The sequence below is a fragment of the Schwartzia sp. (in: firmicutes) genome, assembly GCF_978017985.1.
In genome coordinates this window covers 1-6,608 of record NZ_CDXDFU010000110.1, presented here as the reverse complement: position 1 = coordinate 6,608, position 6,608 = coordinate 1, and the positions used below count along the sequence as shown (strand labels likewise).

At 47.7% G+C, this 6,608-nt stretch carries 7 protein-coding genes; all 7 read left to right on the top strand.

Translation table 11 applies throughout. The annotated features are described in order from the left end of the window. Positions 1 to 508: 508 nt before the first annotated feature. Positions 509 to 2,044 carry a ribonuclease Y gene (gene rny / locus ACY69O_RS05025; RefSeq protein WP_462332371.1) on the top strand — a complete coding sequence of 512 codons (1,536 nt, stop codon included), beginning with the start codon at positions 509 to 511 and terminating at the stop codon, positions 2,042 to 2,044. Between the two features lie 101 nt (positions 2,045 to 2,145). Next, positions 2,146 to 2,676: a hypothetical protein gene (locus ACY69O_RS05020; RefSeq protein WP_462332370.1), complete on the top strand. Its 531-nt coding sequence runs from the start codon at positions 2,146 to 2,148 to the stop codon at positions 2,674 to 2,676. Positions 2,677 to 2,686: 10 nt separating this feature from the next. Beyond that, the gene (locus ACY69O_RS05015; protein WP_462332369.1) at positions 2,687 to 3,466 is read left to right on the top strand and encodes a TIGR00282 family metallophosphoesterase; all 780 of its coding nucleotides are present in this window, start codon (positions 2,687 to 2,689) and stop codon (positions 3,464 to 3,466) included. Between the two features lie 150 nt (positions 3,467 to 3,616). After that, positions 3,617 to 4,450, top strand: a complete 834-nt coding sequence (locus ACY69O_RS05010; protein WP_462332368.1) for a PHP domain-containing protein — start codon at positions 3,617 to 3,619, stop codon at positions 4,448 to 4,450. A gap of 43 nt (positions 4,451 to 4,493) precedes the next feature. Continuing rightward, positions 4,494 to 5,330 (top strand): Asp23/Gls24 family envelope stress response protein, encoded by an 837-nt coding sequence (locus ACY69O_RS05005; RefSeq protein ID WP_462332367.1) that lies wholly within the window; start codon positions 4,494 to 4,496, stop codon positions 5,328 to 5,330. 111 nt (positions 5,331 to 5,441) lie between these two features. After that, complete coding sequence (gene sdaAB, locus ACY69O_RS05000) at positions 5,442 to 6,107, top strand: L-serine ammonia-lyase, iron-sulfur-dependent subunit beta (RefSeq protein ID WP_462332366.1); 666 nt, start codon at positions 5,442 to 5,444, stop codon at positions 6,105 to 6,107. A 12-nt stretch (positions 6,108 to 6,119) separates the two neighbouring features. Next, positions 6,120 to 6,608 (top strand): L-serine ammonia-lyase, iron-sulfur-dependent, subunit alpha (locus ACY69O_RS04995; RefSeq protein ID WP_462332365.1); only part of this gene is annotated, 489 nt, incomplete at its 3' end.

Sequence of the window (6,608 nt, the reverse complement as noted above, 5' to 3'; positions counted from 1 at the left end):
TGAAAGGACGAAGTCTGAACCGCAAAACTTATCTATGCTAAAGCGTTCCGTGAATCAAGCCTGAACAGGCGAAGATGAACGGGTAAACGCGAACGTAGAACAAGGAGCGTAAGCGACGCAGGGCGACGTGCGAATCGGCTGTGCAGGCGTTAGACAGCAGTAACGCTTTAGGAAGCATGAAATGCCAGCTGGATAGGAAGCTGCCGGTTGATAAAGAGACATGTATAACGCATGTCTCTTTTTTCGTGTATAGGAAAATTGTGTAGTCTCTCATATATTAAATAGGAAAATATTTTATTTTTTTATTTGACTGTTATTCTTTGACAGTTCTATAAAATTTTGAATATTCAATGGAATTTGGTCAACGTGCAAATCCCCTTCACGGTTGACTTATCCCATTAAATTCATTACAATATTCTTTGTATAGTTGCCACTACTATCATGATTTACAACGCTTAAAAAAGCACAATGTTTTACAAAATTTTTAGTCAAAGGGGAGGCGTGTAGTATCTTAGATTTGATTTTAGCAGCAGTACTTGCATTGATCATTGGCGCAGGCGCGGGCTACATGATGCGTAAGCAGCAGGCAGAGTCACAGATAGGCTCGGCAGAAGAGCAGGCAAAGCGCATTTTGGAGGACGCGGAAGCTAAGGGTGAGGCGAAGAAGAAGGAGGCTTTGCTCGAAGCTAAGGAAGATATCCATCGTTTGCGTCAGGATCTTGACCGCGATACGAAAGACCGCAGAAATGAACTGTCCCGACAGGAACGTCGTCTTGTCCAGAAGGAAGAGAATCTGGACCGTAAGATGGACCTGCTTGAGAAGAAAGAAGAGGACCTTTCTGCAAGAGATGAAGCGCTTGAGAAAGAGCGTGTTTCTATTGCAGAGCTCCACGAACAGCAGAAGGCTGAGCTTGAGCGTATTTCTCAGATGACAACGGAAGAGGCAAAGACTATTCTTATGGCCGCAGCCGAAGATGAGATGAAGCTTGAGAAAGCCAAGATGATTAAGGATTATGAGCAGCAGGCAAAGGATGATGCAGACAAGATTGCACGTGATATCGTGTCTCAGGCTATTCAGCGCTGTGCTGCAGATCAGGTTGCAGAGACGACTGTGTCAGTCGTAGCTCTTCCAAACGATGAGATGAAGGGCCGTATTATCGGCCGTGAAGGACGCAATATTCGTGCGCTTGAGACTCTTACAGGAATCGGCCTGATCATTGATGATACCCCGGAAGCTGTTATTTTGTCCGGGTTTGATCCGGTGCGCCGCGAAGTGGCTCGCATTGCATTGGAGAAGCTCATTCAGGACGGACGTATTCATCCGGCCCGTATTGAAGAGATGGTAGACAAAGCGAAACGTGAAGTAGATCAGCGTATTAAGGAAGCCGGCGAACAGGCAACCTTCGATACCGGTGTCAACGGACTTCATCCGGAGCTCGTTCGGCTGATTGGACGTTTGAAATACCGCACAAGTTATGGACAGAATGTATTGAATCATTCTGTTGAGGTTTCTTATCTGGCAGGTATTATGGCTGCCGAGCTTGGGGTTGATGTTGCTCTTGCAAAGCGTGCAGGTCTTCTGCATGATATCGGCAAGGCTATCGACCATGAGGTTGAGGGCCCGCATGCGCAGATTGGTGCGGACTACGCACGCAAGCATCATGAGTACAAGGAAGTTGTAAATGCCATTGAGGCACATCACGGTGAAGTTGAACCGATGACGGTAGAGGCTGTACTGGTTGCAGCAGCGGATGCTATTTCCGCAGCACGTCCGGGCGCGCGCCGTGAGAGTCTTGAGGCGTATCTGAAACGTCTGACACGTCTTGAAGAAATTGCGAAATCCTTCGAGGGCGTTGAAAGCTGCTTTGCTATTCAGGCAGGCCGCGAAATTCGTGTCATGGTCAAACCTGACAAGGTTGACGACGTTGCTTCTGTCGGATTGGCGCATGATATCGTCAAGAAGATTGAGTCCGAACTCGAGTACCCGGGACAGATTAAGGCAACCATTATCCGCGAGACGCGCGTGGTTGACTATGCCAAGTAATGGGTATATTATAAAAGAACAGTGAAGTCAGAAGAACGGAAGGATGTTGTGAATTTCACTTCGCAGCATCCTTTTTTTTTACTCAGAAACGAGGTGCAGCTATGATCAGCTTTGGCAAAAGAAAAAAAGCGAATATGGATGGCATCAATCTGCTGATTTCGATTCTGGTTTGTTATCCCGAGATTGGAACGGTGAGCTACGAGCCTGCCCGCGAAGCGCTGCATTTTGCGTTTGCGTTGAAGGAAGTACCGCAGAGACAGGCGTATGAAGAAGTTGGAATGCTTATAAAGGAAAGTATCCAGTCGTATCACTGCCTTGAAGGCTTTCAGGATGCCAGTGTTGAGATTTTCCTGGAAGGACAGGGGCACACGGCTTTTTTCCATATAATCCGCGATGTCAGGACGATTTCTCAGGGAGAAATCAGCATGCTCAGCACTATTATGCGCGAGCATTTTGGAAGTATCCTGCTTATGGACCCTGAAAACGGAGTATCACCTTATGAGCTTGAGCAGGAGCAGGAAGCGCACGAGGATGCTATTGACCATATGATTGGTAATCTTAAATTAAGCCGGACAACGAACCGTATGATTGGAATCCGCGAGGAAGGCCGGGTTATGGTTTTTAACAAGTGAGGGATTAATTGTGCGCATAGCTATGGTTGGAGATGTTATCGGCCGTCCTGGAAGGACGGCCTTTGCTAAATATACAGCGCAGCTCCGCAAAGAAAAAAAGATAGATATTGTTGTTGTAAACGGAGAAAATTCCGCGGGAGGAAAAGGTGTCACACGTACGTCTCTTGATGAGCTTTTGCATGCAGGCGCCGATATTGTGACCAGCGGAAATCATATATGGGATAAGAAGGATGTTCTGGAGTTCATAGATCAGGAGCCGTTTTTTATCAGACCGGCAAATTATCCTGACGGGACACCGGGCAAAGGGTGGTGTGTCTATCCGTGGCGCGCGAAAAATATAGGCGTACTGAACCTTTCGGGCCGCGCGTTTATGCCCCCAATGGACTGTCCTTTTCAAAAGGTTGAGGATATTCTTGCAGAAATGAAAGACGAGTGTGATATTATTCTTCTTGATTTTCATGCGGAGACTACATCTGAAAAGATGGCAATGGGCTGGTATCTGGATGGCCGTGTGAATGCGGTTGTCGGCACACATACTCATATTCAGACAGCTGATGAAAGGATACTTCCGAACGGCACTGCATATATCACGGATTTGGGTATGGTAGGGCCGTGGGATTCTGTTCTGGGTGTTAAAACAGAAATCATAATTCAGAAGTTCACTACAGGAATGCCCGTGCGTTTTGATCTTGCAGCGGGGCCGAATGTTTATTCGGCAGTCGTTTTGGATATTGATGAGACATCAAACAAGACAGTCGGCATTGAACGCATATTGATAAAAGAATCATGATGCTGTAAAGAGTCCGTGAAAAAACGGGCTCTTTTTCATTTGTTAACATGGTAATGCGTTTTTTACAGAATTGTGATACAATAATAAGGTATATCAAGTATATTCGGCTTTGTATGCTTTCAAAACTTAAGAAGAGGAAGTGGAGACGGTATGCCAAGTGATCTGCACATCCATACGACATTTTCCGACGGGCGGCTGTCCCCGGAAGAGGTACTGGATGCGGCGAAGGAGGCCGGCCTTACTTATATCGCGATTACGGATCACGATACGGTAGACGGTATACGGCATCTTTATGAGCAGGGGCTGTATCCTGCAAAGACTCTTTGCATTATTCCCGGAATTGAGTTCAGTACCGAGGTGGACGGTCATGATGTCCATGTTCTCGGTTACGATTTGGATATATATAATCAGGAACTTCTGGATAAGATAACTGAGCTGTCGGAGGCCCGTTGGACGCGGTTTTCGCAGATTTTGGGCAAGCTCGCGGATATTGGTGTTGATATTTCCGAGAGTGACGTTCTGCAGATTGCGGGCGTCAGCCATTCAATAGGGCGTGCACATGTTGCCCGTGCCCTTGTCAAAAAGGGTATTGTTTCGTCTATCCGTGAGGCGTTTGATTCATTTCTGCAGCATGGATGTCCCGCGTATGTGCCCCATTACAAAATTCAGCCGAATGAGGCTGTAGACTTGATACGCGGTGCAGGCGGAGTTCCTGTTTTGGCGCACCCTAAGCTTGTCGGTGACGATAGGCTTGTGGAGCATTTGCTGTCTATGCCTTTCGGGGGGATTGAGGTTTTTTATCCCCGCCATGATGAGGAGGATACGGCACGCTATAAGGATATTGCAAAAGCACATGGTCTTCTCATGACCGGTGGATCGGATTTCCACGGTGTTGCAACACGGTTCCCTGAAAAGCTCGGAATTGTGACAATCGAGGACGATTTTGCGAAACCGTTTTTCCATCCTCCAAAGGTTTTGGATTAAGATTTGCTTTTGACTTTTATTGTATCGGCAGGTGAAATTTTCCATGGATGTTATTGCTCTTGTCGGACCCAGCGGGACCGGTAAAAGCCACCGTGCGCTTATTGTTGCACATCAGTATGATGCTGATGCGATTATTGATGACGGTATTTTAATAAAAGACGGTAAAATTTTGGCCGGACATTCGGCAAAGCATGAAAAAAGCAAAATTATGGCGGTACGCCGGGCTATTTTCGTGCTTCCGGGACATGCCGCAGAGATGCGGGAAGCCATTGAGGAGATAAACCCACGGAGAATACTCATCCTGGGGACATCGGAGAATATGGCGCATAAAATTGCGAAGAAGCTTGGACTTCCTCCTATTGCCAAGATTATCCGTATTGAGGATATAGCTACAAAGGATGAGATGGCAAAAGCTGCTTTTTATCGGCTGAAGGAAGGTAAGCATATTATTCCTGTGCCGACCATTGAATTGAAGCCCCATTTTTCCGGGTATCTCATTGACCCGATTCAGTCATTCTTCAAAAAAGCACCGAAGCGGCGCCGCCGTCTGGGAGAGAAATCCATTGTGCGCCCTGTGTTCAGCTACTATGGAAAGCTCAGCATAGATGATTCCGCTGTCAGTGAGATAGTAAAGCGCCTCATCGGGGAAAAGGAATTTGTTAACTCCGTTGGACGTGTAAAGGTCAGCCACCGCATGAACGGCGAGGAGGATCAGGGAATAGATGTTTCCTGCGAGGTTGTGCTTCATTACGGCAAGCACATACCGACACTGATCCATGAAACTCAGCAGAAGATAAAGGAAGCTATTGAGTACATGACAGGAATGGTAGTTCATCAGGTGAATATTGTTGTTCGCACGCTTTTTGTTGTGAACGCTTAAATTACAGGCAATGGGGCCTGCTCCGTTTAGGGGCAGGTCCCTTTTTAGGGAAGCAGTGGATAAGTATATGCCATGGTACCGGTTGGGTATTTCCCTAAGGAAGGAGATATTATGCACGGAGTTTTTGATATCATAGGGCCGGTAATGATAGGCCCGTCCAGCTCTCATACGGCGGGAGCTGTGCGGCTTGGCCTTATGGCGCGGAAGGTGCTTGGAGGGCCTGCCAGCCGTGCCGGTATACTGCTTGCAGGCTCTTTTGCGCAGACATACAGGGGCCACGGCACGGATAAGGCTCTGATTGCGGGAGTTCTCGGTATGCAGCCTGATGATGAGCGGATACGTGATGCGCTTTCCATTGCGAAGGAACAGGGGCTTGAATATGCTTTTCAAAAAACGGATATTCCAGGGGCGCATCCCAATACGGCAGAGTTTCATCTGACGGGCTTTAATCAGAACAGTGCCGTGGTACGCGGCGCGTCTGTAGGCGGAGGAAATATCATAATCACTAAAATAAATGATTATGATGTGGAGATTACAGGGAGATATCCTGCAATTGTGGCTATTCAGCACGACCAGCCGGGCGTTATTATGAATATTACATCGATTCTCGGCATGGGAGGGCTTAACATAGCATTTATGCATGTTTCGAGGAAAAACCGCGGTGAAGAGGCAATGACTATTTTGGAGCTGGACGAAGAGCCCTTGCCGGGAATCGTCGATGCCATAAAAAATATAGACGGAATCAGTCAGGCTTTCAGCATTCCGGCAATAGGGTAAGGGGGCAGTTGGGTGAAAAGTTTTCATAATATAGCGGAGCTTCTGCGTCTTGCCTCCGAGAGACAGTTACCGGTGCATGAGATTGTGCTGACTGTGGAATCGGAGCAAAAACAGCGGTCCAAAGAAGAGCTTATCGAAGAAATGAGGAATAATTGGCATGTAATGCACGATTCCGTTAAAACCGGGCTGAAGGAAGGTATCCGTTCTGTCAGCGGACTTACTGGAGGAGACGCTCCAAAGCTTTACAAGCGTCAGCTTACAGGCTTTCTCGGACAGGCGGCTGTTTCGACGGCTGCCTTCGCCGTCGCAGCCAGTGAGGTCAATGCGTCAATGGGGCGTATAGTGGCGTGCCCTACGGCGGGCTCATGCGGGATACTGCCTGCGGTTCTCACGGAAGCGTACGAGCAGGGTTGCTCTGAGGAGGCCATTACCATGTCACTTTTTACGGCGGCAGGAATCGGAATGGTAATAGATGAAAACGCTTCCATAGCAGGAGCTTTG